The following is a 19,031-nucleotide window of genomic DNA, read 5'->3' on the forward strand; positions in this document are numbered from 1 at the left end:
TTTCCAAAGAGGGAGGTCCGTGGACAGGGTAGGAGTGCACGAAGGCGAAAGCAAAGTTCTCAGAACTCCTGAAACGAGTTCAGAAGGGAGAACGTATTGTTATCACTAAAAATGGTGTGCCCGTAACGGTTCTCTCTGGTTTTGGTAGCAGTGCGGACCTTGAAAAGGTTATTTTTCAGTTGCCCATTATCATTGAGGCAGAGCCCCTGGTAAGAGTATTCGATGGTATAGTACAACTCGCACGAAAGTATGACCTTTCAACATATGATGCGGCTTATCTCGATCTTGCTATGCGTATTGGACTTCCTTTAACGACCCAGGACGATAAGCTGCGTCGTGTTGCTTTGCTCTGCGGAGTGGAATTCTTCAAAAACTTCTGAAAAAACCAGTTTATCAAGTCCGTTAAAGTGAATTTATAGTAAGTTGGTAATAACCTAAAAGAAGAAACAAAAACAGAAGTTTTTACCAAAGCGGGCTATGTTCAGTAGGAAAGGGAAAAAGTCGGTAAGTTCTCTATGCTATGTTTGAACCTTAAGGCTTTTGCTTCAGGAAATCTCCTGGGTTCCTGTGCCGTAGAGGAAGGGAAGGAATAACCAGTACTATACCTTATGGGAAAAAGTGTTTTAGAAGATACGCCTATAATAAGTTGACGCTATCCTCAAGATCCCCTTGTCTCAGGGCTCCATTGCTTTCAGGATCCCATGATTTCAGGGTATCTTATTTCGGCATCTCAAAAGTCCGTCACGCCAAACTGACAAATTATTCGAATTTGTCATCCTGAACTTGTTTCAGGATCCCTTTGTTTCGGCATCTCATTCTTTCAGCATCTCCCAAAACCCAAAAATCAAAGACCTGACCCCACTTGCTCTTGCTACTTGCTAACGAAATATATAGTGACAGGAGACTCGAAAAAGTGTATAAAGAAAAGGGGTAAAGTTCCATGGGCAGAGCGCTTCACTATAAGAACGTTTATCAGGACATTCTTCAGCAATTGAAGGCTCTTTGTGTAGAGCATTATAGAGAGCGCCTGGTTTCTTTGGTTGTTTTTGGTTCGGTTGCAAAAAAGACCTTCAGCCCGGCTTCCGATATTGACCTTTTGCTGATTTTCACTGATAAGCAAGGCAGCTACGAAGAATTTTCTGATTACTACGATAATGTGGAGAGTAAGCTGGTTTTTCCTGAGGACTTCCGCATTGAAATAAACCCCATTTTTAAGTCCAAAAGCCAGTTGAGCGTAAAAACCCCTTACCTCTGGAATACAGAATTTCTGATTCTTTACGACAGAGGTGGCTTTTTTAAGGAATTTGTGGCCAAGTTAAAAGAGTACAAAGAGAATTTTTTGGTGACTTGCAATAAAAGCCTGGAATATACAATGTTCAGAGACGATGAGCAGAGAGCTGATTGAAGATTATTTAAAGAGGGCTAAGATACGACTCAGGCTTCTTGAAGAATTTTTGAAAGAAAAAGACTATGCTGATGTGATAAGGGTTTCTCAAGAAGTAGTAGAACTTGCTCAGAAGGCCATCTTACTTAGAATGGGTATAACTCCTCCCAAATGGCACGAGGTTATTGATATCATACTCGAAAACAGAGAGAAGTTGCCCCAGGGTGTTTTTCTGAAGTTAGTCGAGCTTCGCAGAGATTCTAAGTGGCTCAGGAGTCAAAGAGAAATCGCTTTTTATGGGGATGTGGATTTCGTTCCCACTAAAGAGTATGTGCCTGAGGATGCTCAGAGGGCCATTTCCGTAGCCAAAGAGTTTATGGATTTAGCATCCCTGATTACCACACCGAAATGAGCAAATACTTGCCAATTCTCCTTATTTTTGCTTAAATGGAAGCCATGCAGAGCGGAAGAGAGCGATTTAAAATAACCCCGGCTGTAAGGCGGGAGATAGTGAAAATAGTGGATGAGCGAATGAGAGAAGCCCATGTGACCAGAGAAGACTTCTCTGAGTTGAAGGGTATTGTTGCTGAGTTAGCTCAGGCGCAAAGAGATCTTGCCGAAGCCCAGAAAAGAACTGAGGCAAGGTTAGATGGTCTTACTGTGAAAATGGAAGAACTCGCTGAAGCTCAAAAGAGAACTGAACAAAGAGTTGAGGAGCTTGCCGAAGCTCAGAAAAGAACCGAACAAAAAGTTGAAGAACTTACTGAAGCTCAAAAGAGAACCGAAGAAGTACGCACTCTGGCTGTGGGTTTGAAGCGCACTCGGGAAGACCTGGGAGGTTTATCCCGGAGCTTCAGTTATGCCTTTGAAAACGAAGCCTACCGCATGCTCCCCAAATTGTTAGAAGAGAAATATGGCATCCGGGTCAAGGAGAAGATAATTCGAACTGATATAGGCAATCAGGAAGTGAACTTCTTAGCCCGAGCTGAGAAAGAGGGTAGAGAAGTCTACTTAGTAGGAGAAGCCAAACTGAGACTTGATGATGGGAAAAAGAGAAAAGATGTTTGGAAAGAGTTAGAAGAGAAAGTGAAAGCTGTAAAGGAAGAATATGGAGAAGTAGAAGTAGTTCCTTTCCTGGTCACCCACTTTGCAACCAAAGGTTTCCTGAGGCAGGCTAAAGAGCGGGGCATCATTGTAGTGCAAAGCTTTGAGTGGTAGCTTCTGACATACCGCTTTTTTGTTGACCTCGACCGGCTACTGTTTTTATAATCACTATCCTGAATCGGTGTCGGCTTTTTCTTTGCCACCCCGAATCGACCTTAACGCAGTTAAGGCCGTGCTGAACCGGTGTCGGTTTTTTCGACACCGCCCTGAACCGACACCGGTTTTGTCGGTGCCACCCTCAACTGACCGAAATCAAAGATTTCGGTCATGCCGAACTGACAAAAGCGGAGCTTTTGTCATCCTGAACTTGTTTCAGGATCTCATGGTTTCGGGATCTCCTTGTTTCAGGGTCTCACTAAAGGAAATCACGTTAAATCGACGAACATGAAGTGTTTGTCATTTCTACTGTTTTTTGAGAAGCCCTTATCGAGAACATAGAGGTTAAACTCAAGCCAGGGTTCTGCTATAATGAATTACGGTTGCTTTTTAAATCACGAAAGACTTTCCTATAGCCCACTTTAAAAGGAGAAACTTATGAAACGCTTGTCTTCCGAGCTGCTCGAGGAAATTGTAAAAAGGCTGGTGGAGGGCCTTCATCCAGAAAAAAATAATTCTTTTTGGTTCTCATGCTTACAGAAATCCTGTGGAAACAAGCGATATAGACCTTTTGGTTGTAGTTTCGGAATCTAACGAGCCCCACTATCGTCGAGCACGCAAAACTTATGGTTGTTTGTGGGGGCTTACCGCTCCTGTTGAAATAGTGGTAGTGACTGGAAAAGAATTAGAAGAGATGGTTCAGGTGCCTGCTTCGCTGGGCTATCAAGCAATCCATCGAGAAAAAATCCTTTATGAAAAGGGCCAAAATAAAAGAAGTCAAGCAGTGGCTCATAAAGAGTCAACGTGATTTAGATTCGGCTCGACTTCTCCTAAAAGGCGGCTATTTAGATACAGCAGTTTATCACTGTCAACAGGCAGTTGAAAAAGCTGTTAAAGCCTATTTAACATATCGCGATATTCCTTTTGAGAAAACGCATAATCTGGTTGCTCTGTTAGCCTTTTGTGTTCCTTTGGAACCTTCTTTTGAACAGTGGAGGGAAAATGATTTGTTTCTCTTCTTAACTTTCGCGGCGTGAAAGGGGTAAAATGGTTACTGGAGGGAAAGGGTTGAGTCGTGAAGAGAAAGTTCTACTTTTAAGGAAATCCGGGAGGGATAAAAACAGTGAAACATAAGGTAGTATACCGTGCGGAATTTTTTCGAGAAGGTGATCTGTATGTTGGCGTTGTTCCAGAACTCAATGTTTCGAGCTATGGGGAGACACTGGAAGAGGCCCGAGAGTCCCTTCGGGAAGCGGTAGAAGCATTCTTAGAAGAATGTGAGCGAATGGGAACTTTGGAAGAGGTTATGGAAGAAGCAGGCTTCGTTCTCCGCGGTGATACCTGGCTTCCACGACAGCCCGTGGTTGCTGAGCTGATGACTGCAGGGTGATCAGGTGGGTTGCAGCAAAATAACGCCTGTTGATTACAGGACCCTGGTAAAAGTTTTTGAGTTTGAAGGATTCCGTGTGGCGCGCCAAAAAGGTGATCATCTGATTATGACGAAACCGGGAGTAAAAAGGCCTCTGGTGATAAAGACCAGTCCACACAAAGTACCTGTGACTCACATCTTGACAAACCTTCGAACAGCCGGAATTTCCAGAGAGAGGTACTTCGAGCTTCTCAAGCTGGTTGGGTAACAAAAGCCTAACTATCATAAGCCCAGTTTTTGGCACATTCTCACGCACAAAAAGACGTCTTCTTGCTTCAGTGTGGTTCCATTTTTAGTACACGATAATATCCGCTATTCTCGAATGCAAGACATGGAAACTTCCCATTCTTTGGAGGAGCTTGGTCGTATCTTTTCCGCTCACTCCGAGGACTCCTGGGTTCATATTGGAAGCAGTACATCTTTTCCTCAACAATAAGGTATAGATAAAAGCGAAAAACCGAGGAGTAAATCCTTTATAGGCTTTGGAGCCATGAAGCGCGAAGCTCTCGTTCTCCTTTCCCGGATTCTTTTAGGAGTGAAAGGATATGGATCTTAAAGAGAGGATTACAACCGATCCCGAAATTCTTCTCGGGAAACCAGTTATTCGAGGAACACGTATTACTGTAGAAACCATTCTTCGCAAGCTTGCAGAGGGAGCAACTTTTGATGAACTCCTTGAAGCATACCCCTCCTTGAGTCGAGAGGATATCCTTGCTGCTTTAGCCTATTCTGCCGAAGTCCTTGCCGGAGAGGAGCTCATTGTTTCCTGACCTTCTTGTAGATGAAAATGTTGATTTTTCACTGGCAAAAACGCAGTTGTTGTAACCTTGAGCTTGTTTCAGGGGTCTGTTCCAGGATCTCAAAAATCCGTCATCCTGAACTGACAAAAGCTCCGCTTTTGTCATCCTGAACTGGCGAATCCTTTGGATTCGTCATCCTGAATTTATTTCAGGATCCCATAGTTTCAGGATCTCATTTTTTCAGCATCCCTTTATTTCAGGATCTCTCGTTTCAGCATCTCGTTTTTCCGAAGCTTTGGGATTAGAGTTGACCCGGTAATGGAAAGCGCGTTTAAGCCCAGGATAGGTGATAGAATTCTTCACGAGGTCGTCATGCTATGAGTAAAGGCCGAGAGGTTCTCGATTATCTTAAAGACATCCTGGTTGGGTGTGAATACCTCCTGAAAAGCTCAAAAACCTTGAGCCTATCAGTGAAGCCTCGGAAAAGGTGCCACAGGATATAGGGAAGGGGTTTCCTGAAGTTCCCTGGAAACAAATGGCTGGCATGAGGGACGTTCTTATACTTCCTTCTCATTCCTGAAAACCTGCTTTGAGACTCTGGCAAATCAGATGAATTTACCTTAATCTTTTCCCTCTTGACTCACCTTTTATTGAGTAGTATTATTACTCAAAAATGAAAATCTTTTTGTGAGGTATGCAGGTGACACTTGATTCTCTGATAACCTCCCGCACCAGGGTGAAGCTACTATTGCGCTTCTTTTTGAACCCGGAGAGTACGTCGTATCTGCGGGAGCTTGCTGAAGAGTTTGGAGAATCCACCAACGCAGTGCGGGTGGAGCTCAACCGCCTGGAAAAAGCGGGGATATTGTCATCAAAAAGAAACGGAAAAACCAAACTTTACCAGGCCAACCAAAACCATCCTCTCTTTCCCGAAATTCAGAGCATGGTCCGCAAGTTCACCGGCATCGACCGCCTCATCGAAGAAATCCTTGCCAAACTCGGCCATATCCACTCTGCCTACATTACTGGTGATTATGCGCAAGGCAAGGACTCAGGGGTTATTGACCTTGTAGTCGTGGGCGAGGTCGACGAAGGCTACCTCCAGAAACTGGTCGACAAAGCTGAGTCGTTCATTAACCGCAAAGTCCGTTACTTAGTGCTCAGGGAAGAGGAGCTCGAGCGCTTTCAGGAAACCTTAAAACTTGACCGAGCAATAACTTTGTGGCGGGGAGAGAGCTGATTGTAATTCCTGTTTCTTTAGCTGGGGGATGTCAACTTAAGGAATGGGAGCATATTAGTTGAGCGGTCTTTTAGAGAAGATTCAGAATAAAGAAGCAGTAATAGGAATAATTGGCCTGGGGTATGTGGGTTTACTCCTGTTGATTGAGTTCTGTCAGGCTGGTTTTCGGGTGTTTGGTTTTGATATTAATTCAGTATACGGAGTTTCTTCTAAAGGTTCTTGATGCATCGTAGATATGAGGAATCTTATTCGGATTAGGTCGGAAAAGCAAAAAACTTGAAAAGAAGGGAGGATATGTCAGAGAGAAAATTGATTGTTCTATTGGGAGTGATTGGCTGGGGCAGAAATATCTGCAGGAACCCCTGGAAAGTGGGAATTTTGTATTCTTTTTGTGGTATCAGAGGAGAAATTCGCCAGGAACTTCGAAAAGCAGTATTTTTCCCCTTCGATAGGCATGTTCTTTTGAGGAAGTTTTAGATAATCCTGAGGTAAAGGCACTGGTTTTGCCAACACCTTGTGGGGTCGGGAGTGGGTGGGGAACTTGGTTGGATGCTTGGAATATCGTTAGAAGCTCTATGAGCGGAAATAACATGGACAAAGACACCCGAGAAATGGAGATTGTGAAAAAAAATACTCGTTTGCAGATCTCCGGAAATCTTCTGGTGCGAAATACTTTGTTTAACCTTGTTGGCCAGGTAGCGCCTCTGCTTGTAGGCGTAATTACAATTCCCTTTGTCGTTCGTGGTTTGGGAACAGAGCGCTTTGGGCTTTTATCCCTGGCTTGGGTTGTTTTGGGATATTTTACCATTTTTGACTTAGGACTCGGACGGGCAACGACCAAGTTTGTAGCAGAAGCTCTGGGCAAAGGCGAAACAGATCAGGTACCTCATCTTGTGTGGACCTCGGTTACAATCCAGGCAATACTAGGTATTCTTGGGGCTACTGTTTTGGTTGGTGTCACTCCTTTTCTTGTCGGACGCATCTTAAAAATTCCTCCGGCGCTTGTTAACGAAGCCAAGGTTACCTTTTACTTGCTTTCCCTTTCTGTTCCTGTGGTTTTAGTTTCTACCTCCTTTAGAGGAGTTCTTGAAGCAGCACAACGGTTTGATCTGGTTAATGCCGTGAAAATCCCTATTAGCGGTTTGACTTTCCTGCTCCCTTTAGTTGGGTTATTCTTAGGCTTTAGGCTCCCCGGCATTGTGGCTTTAATCCTGGCAGCAAGAATGGGAGCACTGATGGCATTCTTTGCAATGGATCTCCGTGTAATACCTCATTTAAAGAAGTATGCAAACTCTTTTGCGCTTTTTCCAAGTCTCTTTTCCTTTGGAGGATGGGTTACAATTTCGAGCATCATAGGGCCAATTTTTACCTACTTAGAACGTTTTCTTATAGCTTCATTTCTATCTGTGGGTATTCTTACTTTCTATGCTGTTCCCTATGATATTATTTCGCGAGTAGTGATTATTCCTACAAGTATGTTTATGGTATTATTTCCTACATTCAGTCACGTTGTGTCTGTTAATTATAAGGCGGCAAGAGAGTTATTTGCTAGGCCCTTTACGTATCTTCTCTTCGTAATGGTTCCGATTTTAATTGTAGGTGTTGTCTTTGCTGATGAAATCCTTAAATTGTGGCTTGGTAGTGAATTTTCCCAAAAAAGCACAACGGTTTTTCAAGTGTTAACTATTGTTTTCTTCTTTCATGCTTTTGCCTATCTTCCCTTTGCAGCAATACAAGGCGCGGGAAGGCCCGATTTAAAAGCAAAATTGGACTTGCTTATGTTACCAATCTTTGTAGGGCTTTGTTGGTGGTTGATCCCTGAATTAGGTCTTTTAGGTGTAGCATTAGCCAAATTGTTAGTTACGCTGATCGATTTATTGTGCCTTTCTTGGATGGCGAAGCGCTTATTCGGTTTCTCTATAAAAGAAATGCTTGGTGAAAGAGTCGAGAAGGCTCTCGTCATGGCGATTTCGTTTACTTTAGTTGCTTTATCATTTAGAAGGATTCTACTAAAACCAACGATGGTTGATATCATTGTAATAGGTGCTTTCGTGTTTGCTTACCTATTTATGTTTGTTAAAACCGTCATGGACGACAAAGATAAAGCAACTATCCGAAACGTCTTAAAGAGTTTCTTGCTCAGGAGGACATAAAAAATGGCCTACAAAATCCAGCCGTTAAAGGCAGAGAGGTTTCTTGAAATTGCTTTGGAATATATGAAACCATTTGAAGGAACTTACATCTATAATGCGGTTGTGCGCGACTTTAAGGAGAAGACTGATCTGGTTGATGTAGGCTACGGAAAATGGCTTAAGCAGGTGCTCGAATTTATTACACAAAGATATAACTTTAAAAGCAAGCGAATTTTAGATTTTGGGTGTGGAACCGGTGAGTTAACTGTTAGAATGCGCTGTCTTGGTTATGAGGCTTTTGGTATAGATATCCATGAAGAACATTTGGAGTTGGCGAAAGTTTTGGCTGAAGAAAACGGACTAGATAAAGAAATGTTTATTTTAAATAATCTTCCGAAAGAATTACCATTTGGAGATGCGAGTTTTGATGTTGTAACTATGTTTTCGGTATTAGAACATCTTGATGATTCTACTTTAAGTTGGTTGCTTCCGGAACTTAAGCGTATTTGTAGTGGGGTTGTGTATATATTAGTTCCCAACAGATTAAAACCTACAGACGATCACACCGGCTTGAGATTTGTCCCTTGGATGCCGAGGTGGTTAGCGGTTAATTACATAAAGCTACGGGGGAGAAAACATAGATACTTTATTTCTCGAGATACCTCTTGGGATGTTTATTATAGGAGCTTCTTTCGCATTGTTTCTCTATTTCGGCGGTATGGTTTCATTTTAAACTTTCCGCCGGATGAAGTTATATATCCGCCTTTAGATAAGGCTCCACCTATTACTCGCATAGGTAAGTGGGTGAGAGTTGGAGCCAAACGTATCTTTGTAGGGATACCACTTCCTGTGAAATTAATGGTAAACTTGGGCTATCCTGAGCAAGCGCTTTATCCTTATCTGAACTTAATATTCATTCCGCAAAGAGGTAGATAAAGTATGAGGATTACTTTTGTCCTCCCGGGATATCCTTGGAAACCTGTGGGGGGTTTTAGAGTTGCTTATGAGTATGCTAATCACCTTGTGGCAAGGGGACATAATGTAGCGGTAGTTCATGCACGATGTCTTCCCAATTGGAGTCCTCCACCTCCGCCCAATTTTTATCGTTGGTTGCGTAAAAAGGCTGGCCAGATAAGGAACCTATTCTTCAGACCTAAAGTTAACTGGCAGCCAATAGACGAGCGAGTAAAAATGCTTTATGTTCCAGAACCAACTGAGCGGTACGTTCCTGATTCTGATGCAGTTTTTGCGACCGCATGGCAGACGGCTGAGTTAGTTGCCAAATATCCTCCCGAAAAGGGAGAGAAGTTTTATTTAGTTCAAGATTTTGAAGATTTTTTTGGCCCAAAGGAGAGATTGGAAGCTACGTGGAAAGAAGCGTTCAAGATGATAGTCATATCTCATTGGCTTTATAAAAAGGTAGTATCCATAGTGGGACAAAGGAAGGACATAATAGTTATTCCCAATGGAATTAATCACCAAAAATTTCGGCTTTTAAATGATATTATTTCTCGGCCTAAAAGAGTTGCAATGATGTATTCGAATGCAAGTTATAAAGCTCCGGAGGATGGATTAAGGGCTCTAGAAATTTGCAAAAGAGAATTTAAAGATTTTCAAGCGGTTATCTTTGGCCCCGGTGCGATACCTAAGCGATTGCCTTCCTGGATAGAAGATAAGGGTACCGTTGATAGTGAAACGCTGGTTCGACTCTATAACTCTGCTAGCATTTTTCTTTCTTCAAGTGTGGCCGAAGGTTTTGCTTTTCCTCCTGCTGAAGCCATGGCCTGTGGATGCGCAGTTGTTGCAACTGATAGTGGTGGTATTCGTGAGTATGCAGAACACGAGGAAACTGCTTTGTTATCTCCGCCAAGAAATCCAGAGGCACTGGCTGAAAATTTGCTTCGCGTTTTAAAGGATGACACCCTCCGAATTCGACTTGCACAAGCAGGACACGAACGGATAAAACGATTCACTTGGGAGCGTAGCACAAACTTGCTTGAAAAGTTTATATTGTCGTCTTTCCGATGTGTGGATAGAAGGCGATGAAGGGAAGTTGGTAGAATAAGGATTGCTAATTACTAAATTACTAAATTACCTACTAATGGCACTAAGTATATGGTGCTCAAAGCTCACCTTAAAGGTTTATATCGAGAAAGCAGAGAAAATTGAAGTTAACGAGTTCTCGAACCGTGTTTTTGAAAGAGGAATTTCAAAACCTGTTGAGGATATAGATTCATACTGTTACAAGTCCAGTAAGGGTGACGATATAGTGCCTGTAAATGGGACGCTTTTGAAAAAATGCGATAGACTTGTTGCTTTTGCAGAGGCCGTGTATTCGCAAATGCATGGAATAACAAGCAGTGACCTTAAAGAAGCCACGAGAAACCTTTACAAAGAACTTAACCAGGAAGAGGAATTAAAAGACGTGGTAAACTATCTTTATGGGAGGCTTGAGGGATAGTTTTTGCAAGGGTTTTTACAGTATAACGCTTCCGTATTGTGGCATAGATTGGGAAGCATTACACAGCATTGCGTTTTTGAAAGAACCTTTTATGCAACAAATCACAATGCTAAGAAAAGGCATTATATGACCAGAAATAGCCTTTTTGTGCTTCGTGCATGCTTATTTTTCGACTTTCGTTTCTCTCTGGGTATTCTTCGTTCTCTTTTCATAGATGTTTGTAAAATTTTGCTTGTTGAAAACGATAAACTCGGCAAGCTGAAAAATATTTTAAGGGGTTTTTACGATTTTCTGCTTGACAGAACTGACAGAAGGATATAAGCATGTTTTTTTGAGGAGAGGCAGAACAAATTTCAACTTGGTATTTGAAGTCACAAGTACATTTTCTTTACGAAAAAAGTTTCTTAACTTCTTTGCCACGTTTATCAAAGATTTTTTTCCACAGCCATCCTGGAAGCTCAATCCACTTTAGTGGGTCGAGAAGATAAGCCATCCGGGCTTTGTTAAGGACGCTTATATGTCCGTTGTTTGCGATAAGTGTTTCGATGAATTTAATTCTTGCTTTAACATGAATCTTTTCAAAGATTGTGAGTAAATGGAGGTTGGGAAGGACGTATTTCTGATAGACGAGCAAATTTTCTTCCTGGAAGCGCCTATCACTTTTATAGAGCGCAGAGGTGCTGACCGAATTTGGGTGCAACCGCCACTTCACCGTTACTTCAGGCAGAAAGTAAATTTTGTACCCTTTCAAGAGGCATTTCAGCCAGGTATGCCAGTCTTCAAAACGCCTAAACTCTTCGTCAAAGTAGCCAATTTCTTCCAGAATTTTCTTTCTGAAAAAGAAACCAGGTGCGGGAAGAAAGCAATGGCGCGACATATAGCCAAATTGCCTCTGCCAGGGTTTTTGAAACACTTTAACAGCCCATTTTTCAGGCATTAGCGGCAGGAGCAATGTTCTTCCATCTTGAGGGTTGAATATAAAGGGTTGGATGAGTGAAGTGGCTATTAAGACGTTTTTATTTCCCTCCAGGAATTTAGCCATTCTTTCAATGGCCCCAGGTAGAAGAATGTCATCACCGCCAATATATTTTAAAAACTCCCCTTTGGCTTGCCTGACTCCCCTGGTGTGATTTGCCGAAATACCCGTATTTTTGGGGGATTTAATGAATATGGTGTTTACGAATCTATTACTCTTTCTTTGTAGCCATCTTTCGACTGTTTCAACAGTACAATCTTGTGAGGCATCATCACTAATAATAAGTTCTATACAAGGATAATCCTGGTTGTATATGCTTTCTAAACATTCTTCTATAAGTTTTTCCTGATTGTAAGTGAGTACAACTACTGAGAAAACTTTGTTCATTGGGTAACACCTTGCCTATTTTAACACATTAGATAGAGTTTGTTTTCCTGCTTCTTTTTGCGGTCTCTTTACAAAAGGGTTTATTTTTGGCCAAAAAACTCTGAAGTCAACTTACTCTTATATCATTCATTTTGTGGGAGCTTTCCTTTGCTAAGCTTGTAGTTTTCACACACTTAAAAGTTTCAAGTGTCGTTTTTGGAAAGGTTTTCGGTTATTCATATGTAGTACCTTAGCCCCTTGCAAGATCAAGTCCTTTTTTGTGTGTAAATTCAACCTCGGTTAAATAAAAATAACCTTGGTACCATTAAAGCGTATTGAAAGACGTTTCTGGTTTGATCCATTTCAAACCAGGAATACGTACCTTGACAATTCACCTCCCAACCATGATGAGTTCATCAAAGTTTAGATTTCCCGTGTTTCGTTCCTCAGGTGAATCCGGGTGCTGGTGGGGGATTATGACCAAACCATAATCCCCCACCGTCTCCATCTGACAATGGCGAGGATGAGTATCTATTCACTTTATAACCATGCAAACACTTTCCGATAAAAAACTTCTTCTTTAAAGAGAAGAAAGGATGGCAATGTTTTCTTGAGCAGTATTCAGTTGACCACCACTAGTTTTCCGTTGATAGTAATCACTCATTTCAAGGTATCTCCTCCCCGACCATTTCTCATCATATTCCATAAGAAAAGCTCCAATGAGACGAAGACTGGATTCCCGATTGGTAAAGATCCGAATCACCTGCTCCCGTCGGCGGATTTCCTCATTCACCCGTTCGATAGAATTGGTGGTGCGAAGTTTGCTTGAGAAGGAAACGGGCTGTTGAGAGATCGGGTGAGGTCGAGATCCCTCGTACTCGTGAATGGATCTCATCCTGAAGGGCCTGCGGTATGGCATCCAAGATATTCTTCATGAAGTGGGTCTGAAACTGCTGCCAGGTGGCCCCTTGAAGATACGTTTCAATAGCTTTTTTCAAGCCTTGGTGGTCATCTGAGGTGACGAAATCCACTCCATTTAATCCTCTCTCTTTCAACTAGATGAAAAAATCACTCCAACTTGCTTCAGACTCACCGTCGCCAACCTGGAGTCCCAGAACTTCCCGGTATCCTTGACGGTTTACCCCGAGAGCGAGAAGCACACTGCGGGATCGCACCCGCTGGTCTTCACGAATTTTGATGACCAAGGCATCAACAATCAGGAATGGATATTCAGTTTCCAAGAGAGAACGGTTATTCCAGGCATTGATGGTTGGGTCAAGACCTTAACAAAGTTCAGAGACCGTGGATTTTGAGAAAGCTTCTCCACACAGCTCATACGTAATGTGTTCTACTTTGCGGGTTGAAACTCCGTTGACCACCATTTCCATCAGGGCGAGGATGAAGGCTTGTTCACTTCGCTGGAAGCGAGCAAAAAATGTCAGTGGAAAAGTCACCATTACGAAGACGCGGGACCTTTAAAGCGAGACTCCCTACTCGGGTAAAAAGAGTATGAGGATAGGTCCCATTCCGATATCCTTTCCGGGTATCAGTTAGTTCGTAATAGCCAGCATTTACTTGCTCAGTCGCTTGAGCTTGGAGGATTTGGTTTAAGATTGATTCCAAGAGCTGTGCCATCCCCGAATCTTTGGTATTTTTTGAAAAAGGTGATGCAAAAGTTCTGAATTTACGGTAATCTGATATTGAGCCATCTCAAATCCCTTCGGTTTTGAGTGTTTGTTCCTAACTTCACTCTAACCGAGGTTTTTGAAAATGGCTCTTTCAATTTACACAATTATATGGACTTAACTCCCTTGCACATCGCCTGACTTGTTGATATCTTTTTCAAGAGTGTAAATTTTAGTTTCTTTTGGCCTAACATTGGAATGCTCGTAAGCCGCTTTTTCAGGAGCTACATAGCGTTATATACTCTAACATTGTTTATCTTGGTTTGCAAAAGTTACAATACAGCAATTCAGGGAGTTGTAGCTTTTGGCCTGGATGGAAGACGTTATTGATAGCCTTTTTCGTCTTGCCTACATCGAACGGTGGAACGATCATCCAAAGCCTTTCAGTATAACCGAGCTTGATGAGCAGGCTCACAAAGACGTGCATTGCCTTTCTCCTTGCCAAAATGAAAGAAAAGGAGAGAGGACAAGAGATCGACTGGATTGGCCTTACCAATGGTTTACTTTTTGAAGCTCTTCAAAGATCAGTTCTCACCGATATAAAGCCACGGCTTTTTCACCGGGTTTTAAAAGAGAGGCGTGATATAGTTAATGAGTATGTTTTTCGGGCCTTTGAAGACACTCTTACTGCTGTGGATTCCGCGCTTTTTAGCGAGATGAAGAATTCTGGAATTACTATGATGAGGTTAAGCTGAAGCCGTGCGGTTTTATCCGAGAAAGTGGATAGAAAAAATGTATAATGAGAAAGAGCTATGTTACAATATGGGCGAGGGGTTGGGTTGGTTGTTCCATATAATGTGAACCCCAGCGCTCAGCTGGAACGGTTGCTGTTTCAGCGAGTTTGTTTTTTAATGGGGTAAATAGCAATGAAGGTAATGCGTGTTCTTATTTTTATTTCGTTAATTTTGGCAACGCTTCAAGAGAGTAGCCCAGAAGTGACCCCCCTTGAAATTCTAACTGCTTGTGTTTTCGGAGTTATTTTCTTTTTAGGATTGGGTCAGGTTCTAATTTTTCATAAGGGCATTCCGAAACCACTATTTTATCTTTTGGGTTTCTTGGGTTGTGCCGGGATCAACGTTGTGGTAGGCTTGGCTAACGGTGTTGATCTATTGTGGTGGTTTCGGAGGTTTTTTCCAGTGGCCACCTTGCCTTTTGCGGCGTTAGCGAGCATGGCTGCTTTTCGCTCACAGAAACAACTATGCACAGCCTTTGTAACATTAGTTCTTATCGGGGTGATGTGTGTCCTTAGTTCGCTTTTCCAGCTTAGCTCTGTAGATTTTGCAATGATCACTAATCTTCAGGATTTGCGGGAATATGGAGGCGGATACTATAGTGCTTTTGGGCTCTGTTTGGTTGTTCCCTTCTTATTCGGCTATTTGCGACCTAACCGCTTAATATGGTTTTTAGTTATGTGTACGTCGCTGCTGTTCTTTATGGGATTGATATTTACCTTCACCCGAACTTATTGGATCAGTACTACTATATCCTTATTGTTCATGGTTCACATTTTGGTAAAGCTACGTCGTATTAAAATTTCTGTGTTTTTAATTTGGATTGTTGTTCCCGTTTTTTTGGGGTTAGCTTTTCTCTTTTGGGTTGCCTCGTCTAACGTTTGTGAATTTGTTGTTTCACGAGTAGCTTCTATTCCCCGAGCTTTCAGCGATTTATCATTTGTAGATCGCGTTATGGAGCTTCGAGGCCTATGGAACAGCGCTATCCAAAATCCTATCAGCCTCCTGGGGGGTAATGGTTTAGGAGCGAAATTTACTTTCTATTCTCCCAATCCGTGGAGTTGGGGTGGAGTAGGTTGGATCGCAAATGATTACTCGCATAATTACTATGCCTATCTTTTTTGGACTATGGGAGTAATTGGCTTATCTTTGTTCTTGTTCTTTTGGGGATCATTGTTGCGGCAAGTGATGAAAACGTTGCTATGTTCCTCTAATGTTACAGCAAACCTCGTGTATCAGTTGATCGGAATAAGTACAGCAGCTATCAATCTTTTAATAACCTCCCTTACTGTTCCTGCGCTAATGAATTTTAAATGGGCTTTTTATTTTGGTGTTTTAATTGGCGTAGCTTTAAACTTAATTTCTCATGCAGTTGCTGAGCTTCCAAAAGATAAGTGTGTGACGGAGTGAAACGATGTTTCGGAGAGCATCGTTTGTTGTCATAAACTATGGCAAAGCTGAGTTAGCGATGAACTTTCTAAACTTTATGCAAGATAGCCTTGATTTAAGACTAATTGACAAGGTAATCATTGTTGATAATGGATATTTTGAAGAACTTAGTGGTTTTGACGAAAAATTACTTTTTATGGCGAGGATGCAGATTTTTGCTGGCGTGCTCAGGAAAAAGGCTGGGAAGTGGTCTTTGTTCCCTATGCTCGGATGATTCATTATAGAGGAACTTCCTCAACAGCTAATGAACTGTAAAGGTATACCGTTCGACTTTTATGACCAAACAACGCTTCTTTAAGAAACATTTTGGGGCACGGCAGGCTGGTTGGTATACAAGGCTTATGCAGATAGCATTCGATTGGTTCAATCGCCTGTACGGCAACAACGGGTTTTCCAGGCACAAGTTCGTTATCGTACCGTGAGGAGGAAGAAATGTTGTTAAAAGTTCTTTGTCTTGGATGGGTAACTGATTCTTTAAAAGTGATCCTTGCCTTGAAGGGCGCCGGGTTTGAAACGGTGGTTGTGAATACTTCTCCGACGCGTTTTTTTGAGAGAGTTCCAGGCTTGCACGACGACATTCCTGTGGCAAACCTTTATCAAGGAGTCAGAATTCCAAACTTAAAGTTTCTTCGATTTTTGTTAACAGTTCATCCCCACATTCTTGGTTCATCACTATTGCGTAAACTGTCTTTTTTACTTCAAGAGAACGGAGTAGATTTTGTTTTTGCACACCGGGGCGTGGGTGTGCTACCTGAGATTGCTCTTGTTAAATCTATAAACCCAGATATTCCAGTAATACTAAATATGGAGACTTTCCCTACCACCTCTTCTGCCGGCCTAAGAAAAGTTGTGGAGCAGAAAATTCTTAAGAAGATGTCTTGGTTTTTAGGTGGTCTCATAATTCCTACTGATGAAATGGCAACGTTTCTTTTTAAGTTGGCTCCGTTCTTAAAAGAAAAAAGTATTGGATAAAGCCTTTCTATTTTACAAAAGAGTTTGCTCCTCGAGAAATCCTTCCGAAAGTGCGTATGATAGACCAACGTCCTCATGTCGTCTTTATGGGGCAGTTTGATGCACGCCATTCTGTGAACGATGTGCGGAAAGAAATCCTTGCACTTGCCGAAGAAGGTATTGTTGTACATTGTGTGAGGAACTTCGAACTTAAGCATCCGAATATCGTGTTATTTGAGCCTTTTGGTGCAGAATTTCTAGTTTCCGGACATGTAACTTCTTGGATGACCCAGTTTGATGCTTGGTCACCTATCGTACACAAATAAAATCACCCATTCGATATAAAACTTCTCTTCCATCTCGCTTCTTGATTGCGTTAGTTGCGGGTATTTCTATAACTTTACCCAAGGGGCGATTTGAAGCTATGGAAAAGTTTATTCTAAGTCATCAAATTGGTTTTGCCTATGAAGGCTCTCAAGAAGTGTTTAGGGTTCTTCAAGAACAATTCTTTCGTCTTGTCCAAAACACAGAGACGCAAAAGAGCTTTGTCTTTAATAGTGAAGAGTTACGTTTGTTTGTAGAAAAAGTGATAAAATGATATATGTAATGCTATGAAAATTGTGATGATTGATCCATCTGGTTTTACGCCATCCTATGACCACTGTTTGGGGACTGCTATTGCGCAGCAGGGAAACCAGCTGGTAATAGCGACTATGGAAGCAGGACTGGGACGATGGACTGAAGAGATAAACTATGAGTGTTGGGAACACTTCTATCGAGTTACAGGCAGGCTGTCTAAAGGAAAAACTCGAACTTATCTTAAGGGATGTGAACACCTCTTTGATATGGAAAGGCTTTGGCACCGCCTGCGTCAGTGGGAACCAGATGTCATACACTTCCAGTGGTTACCACTGCCTTTTGTAGATAAATTTTTCTTGAGAAAATTTAGGAAAATAGCACCGCTTGTGCTTACAGTTCATGATACCGAGCCTTTTCACGGAGCTCCGTCTTCAAGGCTTCAGCTTGTGGGTTTGCAATCTGCTTACAAACAATTTGATCACTATATCGTTCATACTCAATATTCAAAGAAAATGCTAGTTGAACGCCTTTTATTGTCCGAAGAGCTAGTAAGTGTTATTTCCCACGGAGTTTTTGCCTACTATCGAAAACTGGTTGACGGTATAAGAGCTGAGCAAGTTTCTCAGTTCCGGGAAAAGAAAGTCTTGTTTTTGGGAATACTTAAGCCATATAAAGGTGTAGATATTCTTCTTCAAGCTTTTGCACGTCTTTCCAAGCAATTAATGAAAGATACGGTTTTGCAGATTGTGGGATATCCAAGGATACCAATCGAGCCCCTCCAAGCCCTCGCACAACGTCTGGGCATAGAGGATCACGTATTCTGGGATTTACGGTTTGTAGAAGAGACAGAAATAGCAGCATATTTTTCCCAGGCCGATGTGGTAGTTTTGCCATACCGAAGAATTGATCAAAGTGGAGTTTTAATGGTGGCTTTAGCGTTTGGGAAGCCTATTATAGCTTCAAGGGTGGGTGGATTTACTGAAATTCTTGAAGATGGTAGGCATGGTTTCTTGGTGGAACCAAACAACATTGATGCCCTTGCCTATGCATTGGAACGCATTTTGGAAGATGACGGGTTACGCACACGCATGGGGAGTGAAGTTGAAAAGCTAGCATGTGGAAAGCTTTCGTGGAGTAATATTGCTGCTCGTACAATTCAGTTATATCAAGATGTCTTGGAGAGATGGAGGGCGAAGCACGGAAACCAAGCATGATTTGAGGTATAATCGTGACTGGAATCAGTTCTTTATATTGAGAAATGTTTGCAAGCTCTTGTTGAGAATATCCAGTGCAAGGGAATAGAGCTTGAGGCTTTTGTCGTCGATGGGAGATCTTCAGATGGAATCTCTCGAACATCGTTTTGCTTCAACAGAAGAAGAGTTTATTGGCTAGTTCTCAAAGCTGAGGGTGGGAGCTGGGTCCGCTACTGAGAGTAAGATAGCATGAGATCGCTTTTGTTGTCTTCGCTATTCGTCCTCGAGTCTTACAAAATTATCTTTTCTGGAGCGTTGAAAAATCTCTTTTCGAGGATGTTTTTTTTCAAATGTGAAAGAGGTTTTAAGTCTTTTAGATCCTGGAGTTATATTCGAAATCGCAGTAGAATGTCTTAGAAAGTCATGGTTTGCTTAGTGGAAGGAGAAATTGCACT

25 protein-coding genes and 2 pseudogenes are annotated in these 19,031 nt (G+C 42.0%); 25 read left to right on the plus strand and 2 right to left on the minus strand.

What is annotated here, in order from left to right; genetic code table 11:
• Positions 1 to 50: 50 nt before the first annotated feature.
• From ACKTT1_RS00630 to ACKTT1_RS00715, 18 genes and pseudogenes are all read left to right on the plus strand, one after another.
• Positions 51 to 128: pseudogene (locus ACKTT1_RS00630) on the plus strand (type II toxin-antitoxin system Phd/YefM family antitoxin); the annotation flags it as partial.
• A complete protein-coding gene (locus ACKTT1_RS00635) occupies positions 117 to 380 on the plus strand; it encodes a type II toxin-antitoxin system VapC family toxin (RefSeq protein ID WP_412710517.1) in 264 nt (87 codons plus the stop codon). The pseudogene ACKTT1_RS00630 and the gene ACKTT1_RS00635, both read left to right, overlap by 12 nt.
• A gap of 560 nt (positions 381 to 940) precedes the next feature.
• Positions 941 to 1,405, plus strand: a complete 465-nt coding sequence (locus ACKTT1_RS00640; RefSeq protein WP_412709788.1) for a nucleotidyltransferase domain-containing protein — start codon at positions 941 to 943, stop codon at positions 1,403 to 1,405.
• On the plus strand, positions 1,386 to 1,796 hold the full coding sequence (locus tag ACKTT1_RS00645) for a HEPN domain-containing protein (RefSeq protein ID WP_412709789.1): 411 nt from the start codon (positions 1,386 to 1,388) through the stop codon (positions 1,794 to 1,796). The genes ACKTT1_RS00640 and ACKTT1_RS00645 overlap by 20 nt, the downstream gene beginning before the upstream one ends.
• 35 nt (positions 1,797 to 1,831) lie before the next feature.
• Positions 1,832 to 2,602 (plus strand): hypothetical protein, encoded by a 771-nt coding sequence (locus ACKTT1_RS00650; RefSeq protein WP_412709790.1) that lies wholly within the window; start codon positions 1,832 to 1,834, stop codon positions 2,600 to 2,602.
• Between the two features lie 589 nt (positions 2,603 to 3,191).
• Entirely contained in the window at positions 3,192 to 3,452 is a 261-nt protein-coding gene (locus tag ACKTT1_RS00655) for a hypothetical protein (RefSeq protein WP_412709791.1), read from the plus strand.
• On the plus strand, positions 3,397 to 3,681 hold the full coding sequence (locus tag ACKTT1_RS00660; RefSeq protein WP_412709792.1) for a HEPN domain-containing protein: 285 nt from the start codon (positions 3,397 to 3,399) through the stop codon (positions 3,679 to 3,681). Before ACKTT1_RS00655 ends, ACKTT1_RS00660 begins: the two co-directional genes overlap by 56 nt.
• An 86-nt stretch (positions 3,682 to 3,767) precedes the next feature.
• A complete protein-coding gene (locus tag ACKTT1_RS00665; protein ID WP_412709793.1) occupies positions 3,768 to 4,034 on the plus strand; it encodes a type II toxin-antitoxin system HicB family antitoxin in 267 nt (88 codons plus the stop codon).
• Positions 4,035 to 4,038: 4 nt separating this feature from the next.
• Complete coding sequence (locus ACKTT1_RS00670) at positions 4,039 to 4,281, plus strand: type II toxin-antitoxin system HicA family toxin (protein ID WP_412709794.1); 243 nt, start codon at positions 4,039 to 4,041, stop codon at positions 4,279 to 4,281.
• Between the two features lie 337 nt (positions 4,282 to 4,618).
• A complete protein-coding gene (locus ACKTT1_RS00675) occupies positions 4,619 to 4,843 on the plus strand; it encodes a DUF433 domain-containing protein (RefSeq protein ID WP_412709795.1) in 225 nt (74 codons plus the stop codon).
• A gap of 664 nt (positions 4,844 to 5,507) precedes the next feature.
• Positions 5,508 to 6,053, plus strand: coding sequence for a winged helix-turn-helix domain-containing protein (locus ACKTT1_RS00680; protein ID WP_412709796.1), 546 nt, complete (start codon positions 5,508 to 5,510; stop codon positions 6,051 to 6,053).
• A gap of 58 nt (positions 6,054 to 6,111) precedes the next feature.
• Positions 6,112 to 6,276, plus strand: coding sequence for a hypothetical protein (locus tag ACKTT1_RS00685; protein WP_412710591.1), 165 nt, complete (start codon positions 6,112 to 6,114; stop codon positions 6,274 to 6,276).
• A gap of 71 nt (positions 6,277 to 6,347) precedes the next feature.
• Positions 6,348 to 6,530 (plus strand): hypothetical protein, encoded by a 183-nt coding sequence (locus ACKTT1_RS00690; protein ID WP_412709797.1) that lies wholly within the window; start codon positions 6,348 to 6,350, stop codon positions 6,528 to 6,530.
• 68 nt (positions 6,531 to 6,598) lie between these two features.
• Entirely contained in the window at positions 6,599 to 8,206 is a 1,608-nt protein-coding gene (locus tag ACKTT1_RS00695) for a flippase (RefSeq protein ID WP_412709798.1), read from the plus strand.
• Positions 8,207 to 8,209: 3 nt separating this feature from the next.
• The gene (locus tag ACKTT1_RS00700) at positions 8,210 to 9,121 is read left to right on the plus strand and encodes a methyltransferase domain-containing protein (protein ID WP_412709799.1); all 912 of its coding nucleotides are present in this window, start codon (positions 8,210 to 8,212) and stop codon (positions 9,119 to 9,121) included.
• Positions 9,122 to 9,124: 3 nt separating this feature from the next.
• On the plus strand, positions 9,125 to 10,231 hold the full coding sequence (locus ACKTT1_RS00705) for a glycosyltransferase family 4 protein (RefSeq protein WP_412709800.1): 1,107 nt from the start codon (positions 9,125 to 9,127) through the stop codon (positions 10,229 to 10,231).
• A gap of 22 nt (positions 10,232 to 10,253) precedes the next feature.
• Positions 10,254 to 10,646, plus strand: a complete 393-nt coding sequence (locus ACKTT1_RS00710; RefSeq protein WP_412709801.1) for a hypothetical protein — start codon at positions 10,254 to 10,256, stop codon at positions 10,644 to 10,646.
• A gap of 126 nt (positions 10,647 to 10,772) precedes the next feature.
• Positions 10,773 to 10,967, plus strand: a complete 195-nt coding sequence (locus ACKTT1_RS00715) for a hypothetical protein (RefSeq protein ID WP_412709802.1) — start codon at positions 10,773 to 10,775, stop codon at positions 10,965 to 10,967.
• Between the two features lie 67 nt (positions 10,968 to 11,034).
• Here the strand turns inward: ACKTT1_RS00715 and ACKTT1_RS00720 are convergent, their stop codons facing one another.
• Positions 11,035 to 12,009: a glycosyltransferase gene (locus tag ACKTT1_RS00720; protein WP_412709803.1), complete on the minus strand. Its 975-nt coding sequence runs from the start codon at positions 12,007 to 12,009 to the stop codon at positions 11,035 to 11,037.
• Between the two features lie 559 nt (positions 12,010 to 12,568).
• Positions 12,569 to 13,697, minus strand: a pseudogene (locus ACKTT1_RS00725) (IS256 family transposase).
• A 377-nt stretch (positions 13,698 to 14,074) separates the two neighbouring features.
• Between ACKTT1_RS00725 and ACKTT1_RS00730 the strand changes: the two are divergent.
• The 7 genes from ACKTT1_RS00730 to ACKTT1_RS00760 all read left to right on the plus strand — a co-directional run bounded on the left by ACKTT1_RS00730 (position 14,075) and on the right by ACKTT1_RS00760 (position 18,597).
• Positions 14,075 to 14,368, plus strand: a complete 294-nt coding sequence (locus tag ACKTT1_RS00730; protein ID WP_412709804.1) for a hypothetical protein — start codon at positions 14,075 to 14,077, stop codon at positions 14,366 to 14,368.
• Between the two features lie 171 nt (positions 14,369 to 14,539).
• On the plus strand, positions 14,540 to 15,814 hold the full coding sequence (locus tag ACKTT1_RS00735; protein ID WP_412709805.1) for an O-antigen ligase family protein: 1,275 nt from the start codon (positions 14,540 to 14,542) through the stop codon (positions 15,812 to 15,814).
• 165 nt (positions 15,815 to 15,979) lie between these two features.
• Entirely contained in the window at positions 15,980 to 16,108 is a 129-nt protein-coding gene (locus ACKTT1_RS00740) for a glycosyltransferase family 2 protein (protein ID WP_412710518.1), read from the plus strand.
• A 180-nt stretch (positions 16,109 to 16,288) separates the two neighbouring features.
• A complete protein-coding gene (locus ACKTT1_RS00745) occupies positions 16,289 to 16,825 on the plus strand; it encodes a hypothetical protein (RefSeq protein ID WP_412709806.1) in 537 nt (178 codons plus the stop codon).
• Positions 16,826 to 16,881: 56 nt separating this feature from the next.
• On the plus strand, positions 16,882 to 17,130 hold the full coding sequence (locus ACKTT1_RS00750; protein ID WP_412709807.1) for a hypothetical protein: 249 nt from the start codon (positions 16,882 to 16,884) through the stop codon (positions 17,128 to 17,130).
• Positions 17,106 to 17,402, plus strand: a complete 297-nt coding sequence (locus ACKTT1_RS00755; RefSeq protein ID WP_412709808.1) for a hypothetical protein — start codon at positions 17,106 to 17,108, stop codon at positions 17,400 to 17,402. Before ACKTT1_RS00750 ends, ACKTT1_RS00755 begins: the two co-directional genes overlap by 25 nt.
• Positions 17,403 to 17,415: 13 nt before the next feature.
• Positions 17,416 to 18,597, plus strand: coding sequence for a glycosyltransferase (locus ACKTT1_RS00760; protein WP_412709809.1), 1,182 nt, complete (start codon positions 17,416 to 17,418; stop codon positions 18,595 to 18,597).
• Positions 18,598 to 19,031: the final 434 nt, after the last annotated feature.

Origin of the sequence: Atrimonas thermophila (assembly GCF_045864955.1) — a bacterium.
GTDB lineage: Bacteria > Atribacterota > Atribacteria > Atribacterales > Thermatribacteraceae > Thermatribacter > Thermatribacter velox.